The organism is Aeromicrobium yanjiei, from assembly GCF_009649075.1.
Classification (GTDB): Bacteria; Actinomycetota; Actinomycetes; order Propionibacteriales; family Nocardioidaceae; genus Aeromicrobium; species Aeromicrobium yanjiei.
In genome coordinates this window covers 1,821,654-1,840,136 of sequence record NZ_CP045737.1, presented here as the reverse complement: position 1 = coordinate 1,840,136, position 18,483 = coordinate 1,821,654, and the positions used below count along the sequence as shown (strand labels likewise).

20 protein-coding genes and 1 riboswitch are annotated in these 18,483 nt (G+C 70.0%); of the genes, 14 read left to right on the top strand and 6 right to left on the bottom strand.

Annotation, left to right across the window (positions count from 1 at the left end; translation table 11 throughout):
• Positions 1-124: 124 nt before the first annotated feature.
• From GEV26_RS09120 to rocD, 5 genes are all read right to left on the bottom strand, one after another.
• On the bottom strand, positions 125-646 hold the full coding sequence (locus tag GEV26_RS09120; RefSeq protein ID WP_153652778.1) for a DUF1269 domain-containing protein: 522 nt from the start codon (positions 644-646) through the stop codon (positions 125-127).
• A gap of 47 nt (positions 647-693) precedes the next feature.
• A complete protein-coding gene (locus GEV26_RS09115) occupies positions 694-1,947 on the bottom strand; it encodes an amidohydrolase (protein ID WP_153652777.1) in 1,254 nt (417 codons plus the stop codon).
• Entirely contained in the window at positions 1,944-2,363 is a 420-nt protein-coding gene (locus GEV26_RS09110; protein WP_153652776.1) for an SHOCT domain-containing protein, read from the bottom strand. Before GEV26_RS09110 ends, GEV26_RS09115 begins: the two co-directional genes overlap by 4 nt.
• Before the next feature lie 98 nt (positions 2,364-2,461).
• Complete coding sequence (locus tag GEV26_RS09105) at positions 2,462-4,099, bottom strand: ABC-F family ATP-binding cassette domain-containing protein (RefSeq protein WP_153652775.1); 1,638 nt, start codon at positions 4,097-4,099, stop codon at positions 2,462-2,464.
• A gap of 20 nt (positions 4,100-4,119) precedes the next feature.
• Positions 4,120-5,331: an ornithine--oxo-acid transaminase gene (gene rocD, locus GEV26_RS09100; protein WP_153652774.1), complete on the bottom strand. Its 1,212-nt coding sequence runs from the start codon at positions 5,329-5,331 to the stop codon at positions 4,120-4,122.
• 124 nt (positions 5,332-5,455) lie between these two features.
• Here rocD and GEV26_RS09095 point away from each other — a divergent pair, with 124 nt between their 5' ends.
• The 4 genes from GEV26_RS09095 to GEV26_RS09080 are packed head-to-tail and all read left to right on the top strand — an operon-like array spanning position 5,456 to position 9,183.
• A complete protein-coding gene (locus GEV26_RS09095; RefSeq protein WP_153652773.1) occupies positions 5,456-5,983 on the top strand; it encodes a hypothetical protein in 528 nt (175 codons plus the stop codon).
• Between the two features lie 36 nt (positions 5,984-6,019).
• On the top strand, positions 6,020-6,718 hold the full coding sequence (locus tag GEV26_RS09090) for a YcnI family copper-binding membrane protein (protein ID WP_153652772.1): 699 nt from the start codon (positions 6,020-6,022) through the stop codon (positions 6,716-6,718).
• Positions 6,711-7,244 (top strand): copper resistance CopC family protein, encoded by a 534-nt coding sequence (locus GEV26_RS09085; protein WP_153911251.1) that lies wholly within the window; start codon positions 6,711-6,713, stop codon positions 7,242-7,244. The genes GEV26_RS09090 and GEV26_RS09085 overlap by 8 nt, the downstream gene beginning before the upstream one ends.
• Entirely contained in the window at positions 7,225-9,183 is a 1,959-nt protein-coding gene (locus tag GEV26_RS09080) for a bifunctional copper resistance protein CopD/cytochrome c oxidase assembly protein (protein WP_153652770.1), read from the top strand. Before GEV26_RS09085 ends, GEV26_RS09080 begins: the two co-directional genes overlap by 20 nt.
• Before the next feature lie 63 nt (positions 9,184-9,246).
• Here GEV26_RS09080 and GEV26_RS09075 read toward each other — a convergent pair whose 3' ends face one another.
• A complete protein-coding gene (locus tag GEV26_RS09075; RefSeq protein ID WP_194839799.1) occupies positions 9,247-9,864 on the bottom strand; it encodes a superoxide dismutase in 618 nt (205 codons plus the stop codon).
• Positions 9,865-10,071: 207 nt separating this feature from the next.
• Here GEV26_RS09075 and clsA point away from each other — a divergent pair, with 207 nt between their 5' ends.
• The 10 genes from clsA to gcvP all read left to right on the top strand — a co-directional run bounded on the left by clsA (position 10,072) and on the right by gcvP (position 18,454).
• Positions 10,072-10,647 (top strand): cardiolipin synthase ClsA, encoded by a 576-nt coding sequence (gene clsA, locus GEV26_RS09070; protein ID WP_243838673.1) that lies wholly within the window; start codon positions 10,072-10,074, stop codon positions 10,645-10,647.
• Between the two features lie 2 nt (positions 10,648-10,649).
• The gene (locus tag GEV26_RS09065; RefSeq protein WP_153652767.1) at positions 10,650-11,447 is read left to right on the top strand and encodes a DUF881 domain-containing protein; all 798 of its coding nucleotides are present in this window, start codon (positions 10,650-10,652) and stop codon (positions 11,445-11,447) included.
• Positions 11,444-11,776 carry a small basic family protein gene (locus tag GEV26_RS09060; protein ID WP_153652766.1) on the top strand — a complete coding sequence of 111 codons (333 nt, stop codon included), beginning with the start codon at positions 11,444-11,446 and terminating at the stop codon, positions 11,774-11,776. The genes GEV26_RS09065 and GEV26_RS09060 overlap by 4 nt, the downstream gene beginning before the upstream one ends.
• Complete coding sequence (locus GEV26_RS09055) at positions 11,769-12,479, top strand: DUF881 domain-containing protein (protein WP_153652765.1); 711 nt, start codon at positions 11,769-11,771, stop codon at positions 12,477-12,479. The genes GEV26_RS09060 and GEV26_RS09055 overlap by 8 nt, the downstream gene beginning before the upstream one ends.
• A gap of 19 nt (positions 12,480-12,498) precedes the next feature.
• Positions 12,499-12,876: a glycine cleavage system protein GcvH gene (gene gcvH, locus GEV26_RS09050; RefSeq protein WP_153652764.1), complete on the top strand. Its 378-nt coding sequence runs from the start codon at positions 12,499-12,501 to the stop codon at positions 12,874-12,876.
• 100 nt (positions 12,877-12,976) lie between these two features.
• Positions 12,977-13,447, top strand: coding sequence for an FHA domain-containing protein (locus GEV26_RS09045; RefSeq protein WP_208430822.1), 471 nt, complete (start codon positions 12,977-12,979; stop codon positions 13,445-13,447).
• A complete protein-coding gene (gene ftsR / locus GEV26_RS09040) occupies positions 13,444-14,163 on the top strand; it encodes a transcriptional regulator FtsR (protein ID WP_208430938.1) in 720 nt (239 codons plus the stop codon). Before GEV26_RS09045 ends, ftsR begins: the two co-directional genes overlap by 4 nt.
• A 4-nt stretch (positions 14,164-14,167) precedes the next feature.
• On the top strand, positions 14,168-14,632 hold the full coding sequence (locus GEV26_RS09035; RefSeq protein WP_153652762.1) for a bifunctional nuclease family protein: 465 nt from the start codon (positions 14,168-14,170) through the stop codon (positions 14,630-14,632).
• Positions 14,633-14,798: 166 nt separating this feature from the next.
• Entirely contained in the window at positions 14,799-15,380 is a 582-nt protein-coding gene (locus tag GEV26_RS09030; protein WP_153652761.1) for a MerR family transcriptional regulator, read from the top strand.
• Positions 15,381-15,458: 78 nt separating this feature from the next.
• Positions 15,459-15,547, top strand: a riboswitch (glycine riboswitch).
• An 87-nt stretch (positions 15,548-15,634) separates the two neighbouring features.
• A complete protein-coding gene (gcvP, locus tag GEV26_RS09025) occupies positions 15,635-18,454 on the top strand; it encodes an aminomethyl-transferring glycine dehydrogenase (RefSeq protein ID WP_153652760.1) in 2,820 nt (939 codons plus the stop codon).
• Positions 18,455-18,483: the final 29 nt, after the last annotated feature.

The following is an 18,483-nucleotide window of genomic DNA, read 5'->3' as shown; positions in this document are numbered from 1 at the left end:
CCCCGAGTGGCGCACCCCAACCCGCGAGTGGCGCAGAAGTCGACGACACGCCGTCCCACTTTCTCCACTCCGCGCCAGTCGCGGGTCGGTCCGCGCCAGTCGCGGGTCGGGTTGCGCCAGTGGGTCAGGTGGAGGCGATGGCCTCGACGATCTTGTCCTCGCCCTTGTTGACCGCCTTGATGACCGCGTCGTAGTCGCCCTTGTCGATGGCCTTGGAGATGTGCTTGCTCGCGCGGTCGAAGGCCCTGTCGATGCGGTCGAGATAGAGGTCGTCCACCACGGCCACGACGGCCGAGGAGCCTTCAGGCAGCCACTCCTGCGCATCGACGCCGATCTCCTTCTCCTCGTGGCGCTTGAGGATCTCCCCGGTTCCCGCGCCGACGGCGGCGCCGACCACGCCCGCGATCAGCAGCGGGGGTGCGAACAGCCCGACCACGACCCCGCCCACCGCGCCGATCGCCGTCCCGTAGCGCACGAGCTTGCCCCCGTGCTCCTTGGCCTCGACCTTGCCCTCGTCGTCCCGTGACAGCACCACGGCCGCCACGATGTCGAGATCGTCGAGAGACTTGAGCGCCTTGAAGTCCTCCGTGGCGGCGGACTGGTCGTCGTAGGCGGCCACGAGGAGCGAGTAGTTGCGTTCGGTCATGATGCATCTGCCTTTCGGTCGTACGTGGTGGGCGGTGGTGGGGGCGGTCAGCCCGCCGGCAGCCAGGTCCTGGCCGCGGAGACCAGGGCCGTCACGCCGATGCCCACGGTCGGGTCGATCGCCGGCGCGTACTTGGGGGAGTGGTTGGACGGGATCGTCCGCAGGGCCGGGTCGTCCATCCCCCCGGTCGTGAAGATCGAGGGATCCGTGCCACCCAGCAACCAGTACGACAACGGTGCGTTCGCACTGGTCGCGAAGATGCCGACGTCCTCGCTGCCGCCCGCCGCGCCGGGATCGATGATGTTCTCGCGGCCCAGCCAGGGCGCGAAGCCGTCGAGGGTCCGGTGCAGCGCGGCGGCGTCGTTGGTCACGACCGGGAACTGCTCGATCTCCTCGAACGGCGGCTGCTCGGGGGCGCCGGCCGCGGCGGCCACCCCGTCGACGATGCGGGTCACGCTGTCGAGGATGTGCTGGCGGACGGCCGGCGCGTAGCTGCGGATGTTGAGCAGCAGCACGGCCTCGCCCGGGATGACGTTGGCGGCGTCACCGGCCTTGAGCGAGCCGACGGTCACGACAGCGACGTCGGTGCTCGCCAGCTCGCGGGACACGATGGTCTGCAGGCGCAGGACGATCTCTGCTGCCATCACGACGGGATCGACCGAGTTCTGCGGCATCGAGCCGTGGGCGCCCCGGCCCACCACGCGCACCCGCAGGGAGTCCGAGGCTGCGTAGGCGGCACCCGCGTGCGCGGCGATCATCCCCGCAGGGAGGGGTGCCACGTGCTGGCCCAGCACGACGTCGGGCGTCGGGAACCGGTCGTAGAGGCCGTCATCGACCATGGCCTGCGCGCCGGCACCGAGCTCCTCGGCGGGCTGGAAGACCAGCATCAGCGTCCCGGCCCACGACGAGGTCTCGGACGCCAGCACCTGCGCTGCGCCCAGCAAGCACGTGACGTGCAGATCGTGGCCGCACGCGTGCATGACCGGGACGACCTTGCCCTCCCCGTCGGTCGCCGTGACGGTGCTGGCGTAGTCGAGGCCGGTGTCCTCGTGGACCGGCAGCGCGTCCATGTCTGCGCGCAGCAGGGCGGTCGGGCCCGCGCCGTTGCGCAGGACACCCACGACACCCGTACGTCCGACGCCCGTGGTGACCTCGACGCCGAGCTCCTGCAGGCGCGCGGCGATGATGCCGGTGGTGCGGCTCTCCTGGAACCCGAGCTCGGGATGGGCGTGGAGGTCCTTGTAGAGATCGCTCCACGCCGGGTCGACGGGAAGAATGGTCTGGGCGGCGGTGGCGGTCATCGTGCGGCTCCTGTCGGGGTCTGCGTGCCGAGGGCCTGGGCCTTGATCGACTCGTACTCGCCCTGCGTGATGGTGCCGTCGTCGAGCAGGGCCTTGGCCTTGGCGATCTCGTCGGCGGGAGAGCTCTGCCGCGCCGTGGCCCGGATGTAGTCGTCGGTCGCACGCTGGGCGTCCGCGGCGCGCTTCTGTGCGCGCTCCTGCATGCCCCGGCCGCGTGCGATCAGGTAGACCAGGATCGTCAGGAACGGCAGCAGCACGAGCAGCACGACCCACAGCGCCTTCCACCATCCGCTCAGCTCGTGATCACTGAACAGGTCACTGATCACCGCGAACAACGCGAAGACGTAGACGACGAACGCGAGGACGGTGAACACCGACCAGACCAGGTCCCACCCGTCGTAGCCGAATGCTGACATGACAACCCCGATTTCCCTCGGTGGACGTTGGGGCACCAGCGTCGCGGCTGTCGCCGACGATCGTCAGGGCACAACGTCCTTCCGCGGCCGGGCGGGGGTCAGCGGACGGTGACCCGGCCGTCCTCGACGTCCCAACGGGCATCGAGCTCGACGTTCTCGAGCAGGCGACGATCGTGCGAGACCAGCAGGAGGGCCCCGCGGTACGCCGCGAGTGCCTGCTCGAGCTGCTCGATCGCGGGGACGTCGAGGTGGTTGGTGGGCTCGTCCAGCACCAGCAGGTTGACCCCGCGTGCCTGGAGCAGGGCCAGCGCCGCCCGCGTGCGCTCGCCCGGCGACAGCCGGCCGACCGGGACCGTCACGTGGTCGGCCTTGAGCCCGAACTTGGCCAGCAGGGTGCGGACGTCGGCGGGTGACATGTCGGGCACCGCCAGCTCGAACGCGTCGCTGAGCACCAGGTGGTCCGCGAGCACCGTGCGGGCCTGGTCGATCTCGCCGATCGCGACGGACGCTCCCAGAGACGCCGTCCCGGCCGCGGGGGCCTCGCGGCTGAGCAGGACGCGCAGCAACGTGGTCTTGCCGGCGCCGTTGGGCCCTGTGATCCCGATGCGGTCGCCGGCAGCGACCTGCAGCGAGACCGGCCCCAAGGTGAAGTCGCCGTGGCGGACCACGACGTCGTTGAGGGTCGCGACGACCGCGCTGGACCGGGGCGCAGCAGCGATCTGCATCTGCAGCGCCCACTCCTTGCGCGGCTCCTCGACCTCCTCGAGCCGGGAGATGCGCGACTCCATCTGGCGCACCTTCTGCGCCTGCTTCTCCGACGACTCGGTCTGGGCGCGCCGACGGATCTTGTCGTTGTCGGGGGCCTTCTTGATCGCGTTGCGGACGCCCTGTGAGCTCCACTCGCGCTGCGTGCGCGCCCGGGAGACCAGATCGGCCTTCTTGTCCGCGAACGCGTCGTACGCCTCGCGGGCATGGCGCCGCGCGATGTCGCGCTCCTCGAGGTACGCGTCGTAGCCGCCGTCGTGGACGCGCACCTGGTCCTGGGCCAGGTCGAGCTCGACGACGCGGGTGACGCAGCGGGCCAGGAACTCGCGGTCGTGGGAGACCAGCACGACGCCCGAGCGCAGACCGCGCACGAACGCCTCGAGCTGTGCGAGCCCCACCAGGTCCAGGTCGTTGGTCGGCTCATCCAGCAGCACCACGTCGAAGCGGCTGAGCATGAGGGCCGCAAGAGCCGCCCGGGCGGCCTGGCCGCCGGAGAGCTCGGTCATCAGGGCATGGGGCCCCACGGTCAGCCCCACCTCGCGCAGGGCGGCGGGCAGCCGGTCCTCGAGATCTGCGGCGCCACTGGCCAGCCATCGGTCGAACGCCGCGGCGTAGCGGTCGTCGGCGTCCGGGTCCCCGTCGCCGAGGGCTGCTGCGGACGACTCCATCGCGGCGGTCGACTCGGCTGCGCCCGTGCGTCTGGCGATGTAGCCGCCCACCGTCTCGCCGGGGATGCGCTCGTGCTCCTGCGGGAGCCAGCCGACGAACGCATCGGCGGGCGCGAGCGACACCGAGCCCTCGAGCGGGGCGTCCACCCCCGCGAGCAGGCGCAGCAAGGTGCTCTTGCCGGCCCCGTTGGCGCCGACCACGCCCACGACGTCACCCGGCGCCACCGTGAGATCGAGCGCCGAGAAGAGGGTCCGGTGGGCGTACCCGCCGGCGAGGTCCTTGGCCACCACGGTTGCGCTCACGGGACGATCCTACGAGCCGGCTACGCCTCCAGTGCGCCCGCCAGCGCGTCCACCGCGTGGTCGATCTCGTCCTTGGTGATGACCAGCGGGGGAGCGATGCGCAGCGTGCGTTCGTGCGTCTCCTTGCACAGCACGCCGCGGTCGCGCAGCGCCATCGACACCTCGCGGCCCGTCTTGGCCAACGGGTCGATGTCGACGCCGGCCCAGAGTCCGCGACCGCGCACGCTGGCGACGCCCCTGCCGACGAGCTCGTCGAGGCGTCCGTGCAGGTAGCGCCCGAGATCGGCGGACCGCTCCTGGAACTCGCCGGTCGCGAGCAGCCCCACCACGGCGCGTCCGACCGCGCAGGCCATGGGGTAGCCGCCGAACGTCGATCCGTGCTGACCGGGCTTGAGCACGCCGAGCACGTCCGCGCGCCCGACCACGGCCGAGACGGGGATGATGCCGCCGCCGAGGGCCTTGCCCAGCGTGTAGAGATCGGCGCGGACGCCGTCATGGTCGAGAGCGAACAGCTCGCCCGTGCGGGCCAGCCCGGCCTGGATCTCGTCGTCGATCATCAGCACGTCGTTCTCGTCGCACAGCTGGCGGACGCCCGCGAAGAAGCCGGACGGGGGCACGATGACGCCGGCCTCGCCCTGGATCGGCTCCATGAGGATCGCGGCGGTGTTGGGGGTGATCGCGGCGCGGATCGCCTCGAGGTCGCCGTAGGGGACCGTGACGAAGCCGGGCGTGAACGGCCCGTAGTTGTCGTGCGCGGCCGGATCGTCCGAGAACGACACGATCGTGGTCGTGCGGCCGTGGAAGTTGCCCGTGGCGACGATGATCTCAGCGGCGTTGAACTCGACGCCCTTGACCTCGTACGCCCACTTGCGCGCGACCTTGATGGCCGACTCGACCGCCTCGGCGCCGGTGTTCATCGTCAGCACGGTCTCGGTGCCGGTCAGCTCGGCCAGCTCGCGACAGAACGCGCCGAACTGGTCGTTGTGGAATGCGCGCGACGTGAGTGTCAGTCGGTCCATCTGGTCTCGGGCAGCCTGCACCAGCGCCGGGTGACGGTGCCCGAAGTTGAGCGCGGAGTAGCCCGAGAGGAAGTCGAGGTAGCGGTTGCCCTCGACGTCGGTCACCCACGCGCCCTCCGCCTCGGAGATGACGACGGGGAGCGGGTGATAGTTGTGCGCTCCCCATTCCTCGTCGAGCGTGATGTACGAGGAGGTGCGTCCATGATCTGCCATGTCGCACACGCTACAAGCCGAGGCGGCCAGGACGCAGCCACCAGCGGCGCGGCGGTCCGGCGGGACACGGCCCGAGCCCGAGGTCGCGGGCCGGATGAGCCGGACCGCAGGCTAGCCTGAGGTCGTGATCGCCCCCGCCCTCGCCGACGCGCTGCGTCCGCTCGGCGGTCCGGTGCGCCTCGCTCGTTCTCTTGCCGCGGCGCTCACGTGCGTCGCCGCCGCAGCGACCGGCCACGTCGGTTCTGGCGGTCCGATGCCGGCCGCATCCGTCGTCGTGGTGTTCGTGGGTGCGGCGACGATCGCGTGGCTCCTGACGGCCCGGCGGGTGACCCCCGGACAGATGGTCGGCCTGCTGACCCTGTGCCAGGTCGGTGTCCACCTGTCCGGATCGAGCGGCGACATGGTCATGTCCCCCCAGATGATCGGCGGCCACGCCGCTGCGGTCGCGGTCAGCGCCCTGCTGCTGGCTCGTGGCGAGGCGCTGGCCTGGCGACTGGCCGAGCGTCTCGGCCTGCGGGCCCACACCACCGTTGTCGTGACGGGCCTGCCGCACGCTCCGGTCGCATTGCCGTCGTTCGCACCACGGCAGCTGCACGACGTACGTCTCGCGCACTCGCGCGTCGTGAGAGGACCGCCGACCGGATCGTCCTGATCCGTTCCGCACATCCCCTCACAGAAGAGAACTTCCATGCATCGCACCACCGCGCGGCTCAGCGCCGCGCTCATCACCGCTGCCCTCGTGGCAGTGGCCGCCCCCGCCTCCGCCCACGTCGGCGTCTCGTCGACGGACGCTGCGCAGGGCGGATTCGGCAAGGCCGTGTTCCGCGTGCCCAACGAGTCCGACAAGGCTGCGACGACCAAGCTGGTCGTCACGCTGCCCGAGAAGACCCCGTTCGCCTTCGTCACGGCCGGGGCCAAGCCCGGGTGGAAGGTCGAGATCGGCAAGGAGAAGCTCGCCGAGCCCACCAAGGTCGGTGACTTCGAGCTGACCGAGGTGGTCCGCACGATCACCTGGACCGCGACCGACGGCGGGATCCCGACCAGCCAGTTCGACGAGTTCGCGATCTCGGGCGGGCCGTTCCCCGACGAGGACTCGATCGCGTTCGCGGCCGAGCAGACGTACGACGACGGCGAGGTCGTCAGCTGGGACGACGTCCAGAAGGGCGACACCGAGCCGGAGCACCCCGCGCCCACCATGACGCTCGCCGAGGCGTCCGACGACGGCCACGGTGGGTCCCACGCCGCGGACGACACGGACGAGGCCTCGGCCGACACGGACGCCGACGACTCCGACGACGACCTCGCGACGTGGCTCGCCGGGGCCGCGCTCGTGGTGGCCGTGGGCGCGCTGGTTGTGTCGCTGAGACACAATCGACGTCGTGCGTAAAGACGTCCTCCTCCGCGGGGTCCTCGTGGGTCTCGCCGTGCCCGTCCTGCTGGTGACGGGCGGACTTGGGTCGGGGCCGGCCGGCGCCCATGCGGCGCTGATCGGCTCCGACCCGGAGTCCGGCTCGACCCTCGCGGCGGCCCCGACCACGATCACCCTGCGGTTCAACGAGGCGGTAGGCAATCCCGCGTTCGTCGCCGTGACCGCCCCCGACGGATCGAAGGTCGAGGTGTCGGACATCTCGGCGGTCGACCGGACCGTGGAGGCGACGGTCGAGGACGTCGACCAGAGCGGACGCTACTCCGCGGCGTACCGGATCATGTCCACCGACGGGCACCCGGTCACGGGCACGATCACGTACGACGTGGCAGCAGGACGCGCGGTGGCCCAGGCCGACAAGCCGCAGGAGCAGACCTTCCTGCACCGCCACCGAGGGCACCTGCTCTGGGGAATCCTCGCCGCGGTGGTCGCGGTCGTCCTGTTGCTGGCACCTGTGAGGAGGCGTGATGACGCAGACCGTGCGTGACACCGCTGCCGGCTTCGTCATCGCCGGCCTCGCCCTGCTGTTCTTCCTCGTCGTCGGCGGGGGAGCACCCCAGCCCGTACCCGAGGGTCTCCCCGATCCCGGCGGCCTGGTCGGCTGGTCCATCCCGTTCATCAAGCTCGTGCTCGACCTCTCCTCGCTGCTGGTCGTCGGCTTCCTGGTCGCCGCGGTGTTCCTGCTGCCGTCGGGAGAGCCCGAGGTGCAGGGGCTGTCCGTCCAGGCGACCCGGCTCGCCTCGCGCTGGGCAGCGGTCTGGTCGATCGGCAGCCTCGTCTACTTCATCCCCAAGGTTGCCGACGTCTTCGCCAAGCCGATGGGCAGCCTGTCGTACGCGGAGGTGAGCGGTTATGCGGGCACGTCCGACGGCCGGGCGATCCTCCTGCAGGCGCTCGGCGCGGCCCTCGTCGCGATCGCGGCCCGCTGGACCCTCTCGATCCGCGGCCTCGCCGCGATCCTCGGACTGGCGCTGGCGACGCTCGCACCGATCGCACTGACCGGGCACGCGGCCGGCTCGGGCTCGCACGACCTGGCCACCACCAGCCTGTTCCTGCACGTGCTGGGCGTGACCCTGTGGGTCGGCGGGCTCGCGGCTCTCGGCTGGGTCGCGATGCGCGGCAGCAAGCGCCTCGAGCCCGCGATCACGCGCTACTCGTCGCTGGCCCTGTGGGCGTTCGTCATCGTGGGCGTCTCCGGCGTCGTCAACGCGACCGTGCGCCTGCGGTCGTTCGGCGACGTGTTCGGCGAGACGTACGGCCAGCTGGTCGTCGCGAAGGTCGTCGCGCTCGTGCTGCTCGGTGTGTTCGGCCAGCGCCAGCGCCGCCGCATCGCCGCCGCGGGCGGGGGCTTCTTGCGCATCGCGGTCGTCGAGCTGTTCCTGATGGGCGCGGCCATCGGCCTCGCGGTCGCGCTCTCGCGCACGCCCACCCCCGTGGGCGAGGACGTGCTCAAGACCCCCGTCGAGGAGCTGTTGGGCGGTCCGATGCCGGACGCGCCCACGATCATGCGGCTCCTGTGGGGCTTCGCCGGCAACGGCGTCGGCCTCGCGATCGTGGGCCTCGGCACCGCGCTCTACCTGCGTGGCGTCTGGGCGATGCGCAGGCGCGGCGACGCGTGGCCGGTCGGCCGGACCCTCTCGTGGCTCGCGGGCATGACCGCCGTCGCATGGGCCACGTTCGGCGGCCTGGGGGAGTACTCCCACGTCCTGTTCAGCGCCCACATGGCCTCGCACATGCTGCTGTCGATGGTCGCGCCGATCTTCCTGGTCCTCGGCGCTCCCGTGACGCTCGCGCTGCGTACGCTGCCGGGTCCGCGCCAGCCGGGGGAGGTCTCGCCGCGCTCGATGCTGCTGGTCTTCCTGAACTCGCGCTACTCCACGTTCATCACCCACCCGCTCGTCGGGCCGGTGCTGTTCGTGGGCAGCCTCTACGGCCTGTACTTCACCGGGATCTTCGAGACGCTCATGGGCAACCACTGGGGTCACCCGATCATGGAGCTGCACTTCCTGGCCGTGGGCACGCTGTTCTACTACGTCCTCATCGGGATCGACCCGTCGCCGCGCAACCTGCAGCCCATCGCGCGGTTCGGGATGCTGCTGGTGACGGTGCCGTTCCACGCGTTCTTCGCGATCGCGGTGATGTCGTCCAACACGGTGTTCGCCCTGGACTACTGGAAGGCGCTCGATCGTCCCTACCGGACCGACCTGCTGGCCGATCAGTACCTCGGCGGCGGGATGGCGTGGGCGATGGGCGAGATCCCGCTCGTGCTGGTCATGATCGCGATCCTGTTCCAGTGGTTCCGGTCCGACACGCGCGAGGCCAAGCGCTACGACCGGGCCGAGGACCGCAACGAGGACGCGGCGCTCGAGGCGTACAACGCACGGCTGCGCGACCTGGCCGAGCACGGCCGGCGCCGCGAGCCCTGAGCCCCCACGAACGACGACGGCGGGACCCCCGAAGGGATCCCGCCGTCGTGGTCGACGTCAGACTCAGAAGATGATCTGGCCGCCGGAGGTTGCTGCGGTGAAGCGCTCCTGGGCGTCGGCCCAGTTGACGATGTTCCACCACGCCTTGACGTAGTCGCCCTTGACGTTGAGGTAGTCCAGGTAGAACGCGTGCTCCCACATGTCCAGCTGCGTGATCGGGATCAGCGTGGCCGGGATGTTGTTCTGCTGGTCGAACAGCTGCACGACGACGAGCTTCTGTCCGAGCGTGTCCCACGTGAGGATCGCCCAGCCGGAGCCCTGCAGACCGAGGGCCGTGGCCTCGAACTGCGCGCGGAACGCATCGAACGAGCCGAAGTCCTGGTCGATCGCTGCCGCGAGCTCACCCGTGGGCTTGTCGCCGCCGTCGGGGGAGAGGTTCTTCCAGAAGATCGAGTGGTTGATGTGACCACCGAGGTGGAAGGCGAGGTTCTTCTCCAGCACGTTGATGTTGCCGAAGGACTGCTTCTCGCGGGCCTCCTCGAGCTGCTCGAGCGCCTGGTTGATGCCGGCGACGTAGGTGGCGTGGTGCTTCGAGTGGTGAAGCTCCATGATCTTGCCCGAAATGTGCGGATCCAGAGCGCCGTAGTCGTACGGCAGGTCCGGAAGAGAGTAGACAGCCACGTTCCTCCTCGGGATGAGGGCACCCTTGTGCCCTGCTGTGAGTTGTTCGGGGTTCAACCTCCAGTCTGTCAGTCCTGTTCCCCGATGCAACGGGGGTGCCCACGTCGTGGTCACGAGGGCCGTGTCCGCGACAAGGCCGTCGGGTGCCATGACCTAGTCTGTCTGTGGACATTCGGGGGCTCGAGACGACGTGAGGAGGCGGTTGGCGTGAACGATCGCGTCCTCACGATCCCCAACGCCCTGAGCTTCGTACGACTGCTGCTCGTGCCGGTGTTCCTGTGGCTCGTTCTCGGCCCCGAGAAGGACGGGCTGGCCCTGCTGGTCCTCATGGTCTCGGGCATCACCGACTACCTCGACGGCAAGCTCGCTCGCACGTTCAACCAGACGTCCAAGATCGGCGCGATCCTCGACCCGGTCGCCGACCGCTTCTACATCCTCGCGGTCGTGATCGGCCTCGGCTTCCGCGACATCATCCCGTGGTGGCTGGCCGTGATCCTGCCGCTGCGCGATGTCTTCTTGTTCAGCCTGGTGCCCTTCCTGCGCACCCGTGGCTACAGCTCGCTGCCCGTGCACTTCCTCGGCAAGGCCGCCACCGCGAGCCTGCTCTACGCCTTCCCGCTCCTGCTGCTCGGTGACTCGACGGGCACGGTGGCCGACCTCGCGAACGTCTTCGGCTGGGCGTTCACCATCTGGGGCGTCGCGCTCTACTGGTGGGGCGGCATCCTCTACGCATTCCAGGTCAGGCGGCTGCTGACCACGACCGACCGCGTCGTCCGGAGCTGACCGTGGGCGAGCCGGACACCGCGAACCGGGCAGAGGGCCTGCTCGAGCAGATCGCCGACACCGCGCTCGACGACGACTACTACGTCGTCCGTTCCGGGCCCGGCGCGCAGAAGCGACAGTTCAACACGGTCCTGACCGGGGTGGTGATGGCGGTCTTCGCCCTGCTGGTCGCGGTCGCCGCGATCCAGACCCGTTCGGACCGTCCCGCGACCGAGCGCGAGCGCGCGACGCTGATCGACGACGTCGACGCCCGCAAGGAGACCCTCGCCGACCGCGAGGCGACCGCCGTGCGCCTGCGGGCCGAGGTCAACGCGCTGCAGGGGCAGGTGGACAGCTTCGACCCGGCCTACCAGGAGCTGCGCCTCGTGGCCGCGGACGTGGGGGCCACCGGCCCGGGGGTCACGGTGCGGGTCACGCCCAACCCGAACGACGACATCGACGGCCAGATCCGCGACCAGGACCTGCGGGTGCTCGTCAACGGGCTCTGGTACGCCGGGGCGGAGGCGGTGTCGATCAACGGCAACCGCATCGGCACGCTGTCGGCGATCCGTTTCGCCGAGAGCGTGATCAAGGTCAACTACCGCGGCATCGCACCGCCGTACGTCGTCGAGGCGATCGGCGACGAGGACACCATGGCCGAGCGCTTCGAGGAGAACCCAGCCGGTCGATACTGGGTCAAGAGACAGCAGGATGCGGGCGTGGGCTTCGACGTGTCACGATCATCTGAGCTGCGCGTCGGGGTGGTCCCGAAGCCGCGGCTCACGATCCGTCATGCCACCGCCATCAAGGGGGAAGAATGATCCCGGTCATCGGGCTCGCGATCGGCGTCATCGTCGGTCTGGCGTTCCAGCCGACCGTGCCGGCGGATCTGCAGCCGTACCTTCCCATCGCGATCGTGGCCGCCCTCGACGCAGTGGTGGGTGCCCTGCGCGCCCTCGGCGAGCGCCGTTTCGAGGACCGGGTCTTCGTGGTGTCGTTCATCTCCAACGTCGTGATCGCGGCGTTCATGGTCTACCTCGGCGACCAGCTGGGCGTGGGCTCGCAGCTGTCCACGGGTGTCGTGGTCGTGCTCGGCATCCGCATCTTCGCCAACGCCGCAGCCATCCGTCGACGGATCTTCCATGCCTGAGACACCGCGCAAGCGCCGCTCCCTGTTCCGGGTCAGCGTCTCCCAGCTCGTGGTGGCCGCCCTCATCGGCGGCCTGGCGTTCGCGATCACGGTCCAGGTGCGCAACGACGACTCCGACGACTACTCCGGTGTCCGCGGCGACGAGCTCGTCGAGCTGCTGAAGTCGCTCGACTCGGCCAACGAGCGGCTCAACAGCCAGATCGACGAGCTCACCACGACCCGCAACGGGCTGCTCAGCAGCACCCGGCGCAGCAAGCGGGCCCAGGAGCAGGCCGCGAAGCGGGCCGAGGAGCTCGCGATCCTGGCCGGCAGCGTCGGCGCCTCCGGGCCCGGCATCGAGGTCGTGGTCCAGGACCCCGAGGAGCGGATCGACGCGGCAGCGATGCTCGACGCGATCGAGGAGCTCCGCGACGCGGGCGCCGAGGTCATCGCCATCAACGGCGTCGCCCGCGTGGTCGCGCAGACGTACTTCCTGGACGACGAGAACCAGATCCGGGTCGGCGGGCGCGAGGTCAAGCGGCCGTACCGGATCGAGGTGATCGGCGACTCGGCCAGCCTCGCCGAGGCGGTACGCTTCCCCGGCGGGCTCGTCGACGGGCTGGAGAATCGCGGCGCGACGGTGATCGTCAACCAGAAGGACAAGGTCACCATCACGGCGTTGGCCGACGTCAAGAGCCCGGAGTACGCTCAACCCACATCCTGACCCGGCAAGGAGCTGCACGGTGATTCCTGAGGACCTGTTTTACAGCGAGGAGCACGAGTGGGTGCGCCTCGACGCGGACATCGCCACGATCGGCATCACCGACTTCGCGCAGGACCAGCTCGGCGACATCGTCTACGTCGAGCTGCCGGCCGTCGGCGACCGGGTCGACTCCGGATCGGTGATCGGTGAGCTGGAGTCCACCAAGTCCGTCAGCGACATCTACTCGCCCCTGACCGGTGAGGTCGTCGCCCGCAACGACGCCCTCGACGGCAGCGCCGAGGTCATCAACTCCGATCCGTACGGAGAGGGCTGGCTCATCAAGGTCCGCGCCCTCGACGACGACCCCACCGCCTCGCTGCTCGAGGCCGAGGCGTACGCCGCTCTCACCGCCGACTGACCAGCCCCGACGAAGCGTGGACTCGTGTCCACCGTCGGGTGCTAGGTTGGACATCAAGTCTCCACCAGCACTCAAGGTCGAACCCCCAGGAGTAATGCCGATGTCTACGCCGGACCACGAGCCCGACGCTGAATCGACTGAGCGCGGAGCCGACGCGCCCCAGCCCGTGAGCGATCACACGACTCACATCCCCATCCTGGACGCCGACACCGAGGAGATGTCCGCCTCGGACGTCTCGGCGGTGGAGAACCTCCCGATGGGCAGTGCGATGCTGCTGGTCCAGCGGGGTCCCGACTCCGGCGCGCGCTTCCTGCTCGACCGCGATGTCGTGACGGTGGGCCGCCACCCCGACAGCGACATCTTCCTCGACGACATCAGCGTCTCGCGTCGCCACGCGACCTTCACGCGCTCCGGATCGGGCTACTCGATCGCGGATCTCGGCAGCCTCAACGGCAGCTACGTCAACCGCGACCGGATCGACGGCGAGGTCACGTTGTCCGGCGGCGACGAGGTCCAGATCGGCAAGTACCGCCTCATCTACTTCTCCGGCGCGCCGAGGACGAAGGCGTGACCCAGCCGCTGCCGGAGCTGTCGAGGCTCGGGATCGGCAAGGTGCTCGACGAGCTCCTGCCCGAGTTCCCCGACCTCACGATCACCAAGATCCGCTACCTGGAGTCCGAGGGACTGCTCGAGCCCGAGCGCACCCCGTCGGGCTATCGCAAGTTCTCGTTCCACGACGTCGAGCGGCTGCGCTTCATCCTGCGCCAGCAGCGGGACAAGTTCTGGCCCCTCGGGCACATCCGCCAGGTCCTCGACGACATGGACCGGGGCGTCGTCCCCGACACCCAGCAGGCCGCCAAGACGCGCATCCCGCACCTGAGCCTCGCCGAGGACGGCCTGCCCGACGAGAAGTCGTTCCTCGAGGGCACGAGCACCGTGCGCCTGTCGCGCGCCGAGCTGATCGAGTCCGCCGGCATCGACGAGGCGACCCTCGACGCGATCGAGGAGTACGGGCTCATCAAGCGGCGCAAGTCCCAGACGTACTACGACGGGACCGCCCTGCAGATCGCCGCGCTGGTGGGGGAGTTCGCCGAGCTGGGCCTCGAGCCGCGGCACCTCAAGATGTTCAGCGCCGCAGCCGACCGCGAGGTCGCGCTGTTCGACCAGGTCGTCTCGCCGCGCTCGCGTCAGCTCGACAAGGACGCGGCCGAGCGCACGATCGCGGGCCTGGCCGCGCTGTCCATCCGTCTGCAGGCCGTCCTGGTCAGAAGTCGACTGCGCGGTTGAGCTGATGCGCGAGGTCGAGGTCGTGGGCGTCCGGGTCGAGATGCCGACCAACCAGCCGCTGGTGCTCCTGCGAGAGCTCGAGGGCAGTCGCTACCTCCCCATCTGGATCGGCGCGGTCGAGGCGTCCGCGATCGCGTACGCCCAGCAGGGCACCGAGACCACGCGGCCGCTCACGCACGAGCTCATGCAGCACCTGGTGCTGGCCCTCGGCGACGAGCTGGAGGAGGTGCGCATCACCGGCGTCAGCGACGGGATCTTCTTCGCCGAGCTGGCCTTCGCCTCGGGCGTCAAGGTCGAGGCCCGGCCCTCGGACTCGATCGCCCTCGCCCTGCGCGCCGGAGCACGGATCGTGTGTGCCGAGGACGTCCTCGACGAGGCGGGGATCGCCTCGACGACCGAGGAGGACGAGGAGATCGAGAAGTTCCGCGAGTTCCTCGATGACGTGACGCCCGAGGACTTCCAGGAGTGAAGCCTCAACCTTCGAGTGAGACTTCAGAAATCAACACGCCGACTCGCACGCTCGGTCGTTGACCCGGCAAACTCTCACCCCTACCTTGAGAGTGCTGCCGAAGGTACACGGATGTAGTTCTGTGACGGTAGTCTTCCCCCATACCAGCTTTGGAAGGCCGTTTCGGATGATCGAGTCGCACGACAACGACACCACCGCCTCAGACGCGGCAGCGGAGGCCAGCGATCAGGGCCTGCTGTTCAACGACGACGTCTCGCCGCTGCCCGAGGACGCGGGCTTCCGCGGTCCGACCGCCTGCAACGCCGCCGGGATCACGTACCGCCAGCTGGACTACTGGGCCCGCACGAAGCTGGTCGAGCCCACGGTCCGCTCCGCGACCGGCTCCGGCACGCAGCGCCTGTACTCGTTCAAGGACATCCTGCTGCTCAAGATCATCAAGCGGCTCCTCGACGCCGGCGTCTCGCTGCAGCAGATCCGTATCGCGATCGACCACCTGCGCGTACGCGGCACGGATGACCTGACCCAGGTCACGCTCATGAGCGACGGGGCGAGCGTCTACGAGTGCCGTTCGGCCGATGAGGTCATCGACCTCCTGCAGGGCGGCCAGGGCGTCTTCGGCATCGCGATCGGCGGGGTGTGGAAGGAGATCGAGGGGTCGCTGCACACGCTGCCGAGCGAGCGCGCCGTCGAGATCCCGGCTGCCGACGACGAGCTCGCGGCACGACGTCGCGCGCGTCTGTCCAGCTGACCCGACCTCTCCAGGTGCGCGACATCACGTGATCGCGTCGGTCACACTGCTGCGTGGTTGGTAGGCTGGCCACGCTGTCGACCGCGCGTGGGAGAGATCGCCCAGGCGGCGCCGAAGGGGCAATTCCTCCCCGGAACCTCTCAGGCACCAAGGACCACGCGACCGAGGCAATTCTGGAGCACCCGGCCGTTCGCGGCATGGCGTGACAGAAGGGGAGGCGTCGCCCGACCACGCCTCGACCCTTCGGAGCCCCCGTGTCCCACGTCTTCTCCAGCCGTCACATCGGCCCCACCCCGTCCGACCAGGACGCCATGGTGCGCCGGGTCGGCTACGACTCGCTGGACGCGCTCATGCAGGCCGCCGTCCCTTCGGGAATCCGCAGCACGTCCGCCCTGGGTCTGCCCGCCGCGCAGACCGAGACCGAGGCGCTGTCGACGCTGCGGACGCTGTCCGAGCGCAACAACCCCGGCGTCGCCATGATCGGACTGGGCTACCACCCGACCGTGACGCCCGCGGTCATCCGGCGCAACGTGCTCGAGGATCCGTCCTGGTACACCGCCTACACGCCGTACCAGCCGGAGATCTCGCAGGGCCGGCTCGAGGCGTTGATCAACTTCCAGACCCTGATCTCCGATCTCACGGGTCTGCCCACGGCCAACTCGTCCCTGCTGGACGAGGGCACGGCCGTCGCGGAGGCGATGACGCTGATCCGCCGCGCGACGAAGGGCAAGGACCAGCTGCCCATCGTCATCGACGCAGGACTGCTGCCGCAGACGCTGGCGGTCACGCACACGCGGGCCGAGGCGCTCGGCATCGAGCTGGTCGAGGCCGACCTGGCGGGCGGGGTGCCCGACGTCGAGGCGGCCGGCACGATGATCGCGTACCCGCGCGCGGACGGACAGGTCGTCGATCCGCGGCCCGCGATCGAGGCTGCGCACGCGAACGGTGGGCTCGCCGTGGTGGTGGCCGACCCGCTCGCGCTGGTGCTGCTGTCCTCGCCCGGCTCGCTCGGCGCGGACGTCGTCGTCGGCTCGAGCCAGCGCTTCGGGGTGCCGATGTTCTACGGCGGACCCCACGCAGGCTTCATGGCGGTGCGGCAGGGTCTCGAGCGGCACCTGCCCGGTCGCCTGGTGGGCGTCTCGGTCGACAGTGCGGGCCGTCCGGCGTACCGCCTCGCGCTGCAGACCCGCGAGCAGCACATCCGGCGCGAGAAGGCGACCTCCAACATCTGCACCGCGCAGGTGCTGCTGGCGGTCGCGGCCTCGATGTACGCGGTCTACCACGGTCCCGACGGGCTGCGGCAGATCGCCTCGGAGGTCAATGCCTCCGCGCGGCTGTTGGCCGCAGGTCTGCGCGGCGGGGGAGTCGAGGTCGCCGAGGGCGGCTTCTTCGACACCGTGATCGCGTCCGTCCCCGGCTCGGCTGCGGATGTGGTGGCCAAGGCACGTGAGGCGGGCATCCACCTGCGCCTGGTCGACGAGGACCACGTGGGGGTCTCGACCAGCGAGACCACGACGCGGGCGCATCTCGAGGCGGTCTGGAACGCGTTCGGCGTCTCCGCGGTGGACGAGGCGCCCGAGTCGCTGCCGTCCGAGCTGCTGCGCACCGACGACATCCTGACCCACCCGGTGTTCCACGAGCACCACAGCGAGACCCAGATGCTGCGCTACCTCAAGAAGCTCAGCGACCGCGACTACGCGCTCGACCGGGGAATGATCCCGTTGGGCTCGTGCACCATGAAGCTCAACGCGACCGCCGAGATGGAGCCCATCAGCTGGCCCGGCTTCGCCGACCTGCACCCGTTCGTGCCGGCCGAGGACGCCGCCGGGATGATCGAGCTGATCGAGACCTTGGAGTCGTGGCTGGCCGAGGTGACCGGCTACGCCGGTGTGTCGATCCAGCCCAACGCGGGCTCGCAGGGTGAGTTCGCCGGCCTGCTGGCGATCCGGGCGTACCACCGCAGCCGGGGCGACGAGCACCGCACGGTGTGCCTGATCCCGAGCTCGGCCCACGGCACCAACGCCGCGTCTGCTGTCATGGCCGGCATGCGGGTCGTGCTGGTGAAGTCGACCGACCAGGGTGAGGTCGACCTCGACGACCTGCGCAAGCAGTGCGACGCACACAGCGACGACCTCGCCGCGATCATGGTCACCTACCCCTCGACGCACGGCGTCTACGAGCACGGGATCACCGAGCTGTGCGAGATCGTGCACAGCCACGGCGGCCAGGTCTACGTCGACGGCGCCAACCTCAACGCGCTGCTGGGTCACGCCCAGCCCGGCGTGTTCGGCGGCGACGTGTCGCACCTCAACCTGCACAAGACGTTCTGCATCCCGCACGGCGGCGGTGGACCGGGCGTGGGACCGGTCGCGGTGGCCGAGCACCTCGTGCCGTTCCTGCCGACCCACCCGCTGCACCCCGTCGAGAGCAAGCGCGAGGGCGTCGGCGCGATCAGCGCGGCGCCCTACGGATCGGCCGGCATCCTGCCGATCCCCTACGCGTACATCGCGATGATGGGCGCCGAGGGACTGACGGACGCGACCTCGGTCGCCGTGCTGTCGGCCAACTACATCGCCAAGCGCCTCGAGAGCGCGTTCCCGGTGCTCTACACGGGCGACAGCGACCTCGTGGCGCACGAGTGCATCCTGGACCTGCGCCCGCTCACGAAGACCGCGGGGCTCACGATCGACGACGTCGCCAAGCGGCTCATCGACTACGGCTTCCACGCGCCGACGATGAGCTTCCCGGTGCCCGGCACGCTCATGGTCGAGCCGACCGAGTCCGAGGACCTGGCCGAGCTCGACCGGTTCTGCGACGCGATGCTGGCCATCCGCGCCGAGATCGACGACGTCGTGGCGGGGAAGTGGCCCGAGGGCGACAACCCGCTGGTGCACGCGCCGCACACGATGCGGACGCTGCTGGACTGGCAGCACGCGTACGACATCGGCACGGGGGCCTTCCCGGCCGGGTCGGTCGACGACAAGTACTGGCCGCCGGTGGGCCGCATCGACCAGGCCTACGGCGACCGCAACCTCGCCTGCTCCTGCCCCCCGGTCGAGGCCTTCGCCGACTGACGCCGCGCCTCCCGTCCGCTGAGGCGCGC

What these genes read in the sequence shown, in the direction of transcription:
- GEV26_RS09120 (WP_153652778.1), bottom strand. Translation starts at nt 646, where the DNA reads ATGACCGAACGCAACTACTCGCTCCTCGTGGCCGCCTACGACGACCAG.
- GEV26_RS09115 (WP_153652777.1), bottom strand. Translation starts at nt 1,947, where the DNA reads ATGACCGCCACCGCCGCCCAGACCATTCTTCCCGTCGACCCGGCGTGG.
- GEV26_RS09110 (WP_153652776.1), bottom strand. Translation starts at nt 2,363, where the DNA reads ATGTCAGCATTCGGCTACGACGGGTGGGACCTGGTCTGGTCGGTGTTC.
- rocD (WP_153652774.1), bottom strand. Translation starts at nt 5,331, where the DNA reads ATGGCAGATCATGGACGCACCTCCTCGTACATCACGCTCGACGAGGAA.
- GEV26_RS09090 (WP_153652772.1), top strand. Translation starts at nt 6,020, where the DNA reads ATGCATCGCACCACCGCGCGGCTCAGCGCCGCGCTCATCACCGCTGCC.
- GEV26_RS09080 (WP_153652770.1), top strand. Translation starts at nt 7,225, where the DNA reads ATGACGCAGACCGTGCGTGACACCGCTGCCGGCTTCGTCATCGCCGGC.
- GEV26_RS09060 (WP_153652766.1), top strand. Translation starts at nt 11,444, where the DNA reads ATGATCCCGGTCATCGGGCTCGCGATCGGCGTCATCGTCGGTCTGGCG.
- GEV26_RS09055 (WP_153652765.1), top strand. Translation starts at nt 11,769, where the DNA reads ATGCCTGAGACACCGCGCAAGCGCCGCTCCCTGTTCCGGGTCAGCGTC.
- GEV26_RS09045 (WP_208430822.1), top strand. Translation starts at nt 12,977, where the DNA reads ATGTCTACGCCGGACCACGAGCCCGACGCTGAATCGACTGAGCGCGGA.
- GEV26_RS09035 (WP_153652762.1), top strand. Translation starts at nt 14,168, where the DNA reads ATGCGCGAGGTCGAGGTCGTGGGCGTCCGGGTCGAGATGCCGACCAAC.
- GEV26_RS09030 (WP_153652761.1), top strand. Translation starts at nt 14,799, where the DNA reads ATGATCGAGTCGCACGACAACGACACCACCGCCTCAGACGCGGCAGCG.